Origin of the sequence: Guyparkeria sp. (assembly GCF_046540515.1) — a bacterium.
Lineage (GTDB): Bacteria > Pseudomonadota > Gammaproteobacteria > Halothiobacillales > Halothiobacillaceae > Guyparkeria.
On record NZ_JBKHFB010000112.1, the window covers coordinates 1 to 3149 of the forward strand.

General features: G+C 69.8%; 5 protein-coding genes. 1 reads left to right on the plus strand and 4 read right to left on the minus strand.

Annotated features, from left to right (window positions below; all coding sequences use genetic code 11):
* Nucleotides 1–539 (minus strand): glycosyltransferase (locus tag ACLFRM_RS09230; RefSeq protein WP_410755446.1); only part of this gene is annotated, 539 nt, incomplete at its 3' end.
* Nucleotides 540–591: 52 nt separating this feature from the next.
* Here ACLFRM_RS09230 and ACLFRM_RS09235 point away from each other — a divergent pair.
* Nucleotides 592–1578: a mitochondrial fission ELM1 family protein gene (locus ACLFRM_RS09235; RefSeq protein WP_410755447.1), complete on the plus strand. Its 987-nt coding sequence runs from the start codon at nt 592–594 to the stop codon at nt 1576–1578.
* A 59-nt stretch (nt 1579–1637) separates the two neighbouring features.
* Here ACLFRM_RS09235 and ACLFRM_RS09240 read toward each other — a convergent pair whose 3' ends face one another.
* From ACLFRM_RS09240 to ACLFRM_RS09250, 3 genes are all read right to left on the minus strand, one after another.
* Nucleotides 1638–1850 carry a zinc-finger domain-containing protein gene (locus tag ACLFRM_RS09240; RefSeq protein ID WP_410755448.1) on the minus strand — a complete coding sequence of 71 codons (213 nt, stop codon included), beginning with the start codon at nt 1848–1850 and terminating at the stop codon, nt 1638–1640.
* Complete coding sequence (locus ACLFRM_RS09245; RefSeq protein WP_410755449.1) at nt 1847–2782, minus strand: branched-chain amino acid transaminase; 936 nt, start codon at nt 2780–2782, stop codon at nt 1847–1849. Before ACLFRM_RS09245 ends, ACLFRM_RS09240 begins: the two co-directional genes overlap by 4 nt.
* 119 nt (nt 2783–2901) lie before the next feature.
* On the minus strand, nt 2902–3149 hold a 248-nt coding region (locus ACLFRM_RS09250; protein ID WP_410755450.1), incomplete at its 5' end, for a GGDEF domain-containing protein.

A 3149-nucleotide genomic window follows, 5' to 3' on the forward strand; every position in this document is an offset into this window, starting at 1 on the left:
GCCGGGTCGATGCCGCGGTAGATGCGCACGATGCGCGCGGGGTCGACCTTCGGGTAGTTCGTGCGGATGTAGTCGACGATGCTGTCGGAGACCGCGATGACCCGTTCGCCTTTCGTCATCACCGCGCTGTACCAGCCGGGCGAGTAGGCGCCGTGGACGGTGGTGACCAGATGCGGCCGCGACGTGCTGGGCATGCCCTTCCAGGCGAGCCAGCCGATCCAGGCCGGCAGGCGCGAGCGCAGGTGGAGGATGTCGACGCGCTCGTCGCGCAGCAGTCGGCGCACGGCCGGGATGTAGCGCAGGGTCGTCAGCGCCTTGCGCCCGACGGGCATCTCGACGTGCTCGGCGCCCAGGGCCTCGAGCTCCGCGACCAGCCGGCCGCCCTCGGAGACGACGATGGCGCGGTGGCCGGCGGCCACCAGCGCCTGGGCGATCTCGATGGTGCCGCGCTCGACGCCGCCGCCCTCGAGGGCGGGCAGCATCTGCACCACGGTCAGGCGCGGGGCCGGGCCGTCGTCACTGCGTTCACTCCCTGTCATGCCGTCCTCTCCCAGCGCCCCCGGCGGTCTGCCGAGAGGCTATCATGTCCGGATGCGTGACACCCCCGAGACCGTCAACGAGATCTGGGCGATGACCACCGGCGAGGCCGGCATGGCCAACCAGGCCCGCGGGCTGGCCGAGGCCGTCGCCGAACGCACCGGCTGGCCGGTGGTGCAGAAGACCATCGGCATGCGTCGTCCCTGGCGCGCCCTGCCGATGCACTGGGTGCCGCGCCCGCTGACGAGACTCACGCCCGGATCGGATCCGATCGCCCCGCCGTGGCCCCGCGTGCTGATCACCTGCGGCCGGCGCAGCGCGGCGGCCTCGATCGCCATCCGCCGCGCCAGCGGCGGGCGCTGCTTCACGGTGCACGTGCAGGATCCGCTGATACCGCCCCGGTACTTCGACCTGGTGGTACCGCCCCGCCATGACGGGCTGACCGGCCCGAACGTGCTGCCCACGCGCGGGGCGATCCATCACGTGAACCGGGCGAAGCTCGACGAGGCGGCCGGGGCGTTCCGGGAGCGGTTCGCCCGGCTGCCCCGCCCCTGGATCGGCGTGCTGCTGGGCGGCTCGAACCGGAGCATGACGCTGACGCCCGGCAAGGCCCGCCGGATCGGCGAGCAGCTGGCGCAGGCCGCGCGCGAGTCAGGCGGCGGCCTGATCGTCACGCCCTCCCGGCGTACCGGCGAGGCGAACACCCGGGCACTGGCCGAGGCCATCGCCGCCGTCCCCCACCTGCTGTGGGACGGCGAGGGCCCGAACCCCTACTTCGGCATCCTCGCGCTGGCCGACCACCTGGTGGTCACCGGCGATTCCGCCTCGATGGTCTCGGAGGCCGCGTCGACCGGCAAGCCGCTCTACGTGATCGACTTCGGCCGCTACTCGAAGCGCCTGGAGCGGTTCCACCGGGGGCTGCGCGAGGAAGGCGTGACCCGCGCGTTCGACGGCACGCTCTCGCAGTGGGAATACGAGCCGGTCGACGACACCATGAAGGTCGCCGACGCGATCGTCGAGCGGCTGGGGGAATCGACCTGACGGTCGATGTCGAACTGAAGTCCGTCCCACAGCGCCTCCGGAACTTCTGGCACCACCCTTCAATCGATCAGCTTGTACAGCGCGCTGCAGTAGATGCAGCGCGCCTCGTCTCCCTTGTGCTCGAGATGGATGTAGACCCGCGGGTGCGAGTTCCACAACGCCTCGTCCTCGGGCGGGCAGTAGACCGGCAGGTCCGCCTGGGTCACCTCGACCACCTTGTCCGCGTTGGGCGTCTTGTAGTCGTCCGGGTGCGACGCGGTATCCGGGTTCATGCGCGTGCCTCCACGTAATCGATCCAGTTGTCGGCCAGCGGCGGGTAACGCCCCTCGACCAGGTCGAAGTAGGTGCTCTGCAGCCGCTCGGTGATCGGGCCGCGCACGCCGCTGCCGATCGGCCGGTCATCGACCTCGCGGATGGGCGTGACCTCGGCGGCCGTGCCGGTGAAGAAGGCCTCGTCGGCGATGTAGACCTCGTCGCGGGTGATGCGCTTTTCCACCACCGGGATGCCGAACTGGTCCGCCAGCGCGATGATCGTCCGACGGGTGATGCCGTCTAGTGCGGCGGTCAGGTCCGGCGTGTAGAGCACCCCGTCACGGACGATGAAGATGTTCTCGCCCGAGCCCTCGGCGACGAAGCCCTGCGTGTCGAGCAGCATCGCCTCGTCGTAGCCGGCGGCGGTGGCCTCGCGCAGCGCGAGCATGGAGTTCATGTAGGCGCCGTTGGCCTTGGCCTTGCACATGGTGACGTTGACGTGATGGCGCGAGTAGCTCGAGGTGCGGATGCGGATGCCCTTCTCGATGTTCTCCGCACCGAGGTACGCGCCCCAGTGCCAGGCGGCCACCATGACATGCACCTTGAGGTTGTCGGCGCGCAGACCCATGCCCTCGGAGCCGTAGAAGGCCATCGGGCGAATGTAGGCGCTCTCGAGGTCGTTCTCGCGCACGACCTGGCGCTGGACCTCGTTGAGCCGGGTCTCGGTGTAGGGCAGTGTCATGCCGAGGATCTTGGCCGAATTGTGCAGCCGGCGGGTGTGATCCTCGAGGCGGAAGATCGCGGTGCCCCGGTCGGTCTTGTAGGCCCGCACGCCCTCGAACACGCCCATGCCGTAATGCAGGGTGTGGGTGAGCACGTGGGTCTTTGCCTCGCGCCATTCGACCATCTCGCCGTCCAGCCAGATCAGGCCATCGCGATCTTCCATCGACATTGCTTTATGCCTCGCAGAGCAGTGAAACCGGTGCCGCGCGGCCAGCGTCGATCGATCATGGATGCCGCCGCGCGCAAATCCGCGAGTCTACCACCCCCGACCGGATTCCGGCAGGGGCGTCAGTGGGCGAGTTCCACCCGGTCGCGCCCACGCTCCTTGGCGTGATACAGGGCGGCGTCGGCCCGAGCGAGCAGGGTGTTGGCGGTGTCCCCCTCTCGCAGCTGGGCCACCCCGAGGCTCACGGTGCCTCCCGGACCAAGTTCGGAGGCGGAGTTGCCCCGAAACGCCTCGCGGATCCGTTCGGCGACCACCGTCGCCTGGGCCAGCGACTGTCCCGGCAGCAGGACGACGAATTCCTCGCCGCCGT

Excerpts from the sequence above, each read along its gene's own strand:
- ACLFRM_RS09235 (WP_410755447.1), top strand. The coding sequence starts at position 592 with ATGCGTGACACCCCCGAGACCGTCAACGAGATCTGGGCGATGACCACC.
- ACLFRM_RS09240 (WP_410755448.1), bottom strand. The coding sequence starts at position 1,850 with ATGAACCCGGATACCGCGTCGCACCCGGACGACTACAAGACGCCCAAC.
- ACLFRM_RS09245 (WP_410755449.1), bottom strand. The coding sequence starts at position 2,782 with ATGTCGATGGAAGATCGCGATGGCCTGATCTGGCTGGACGGCGAGATG.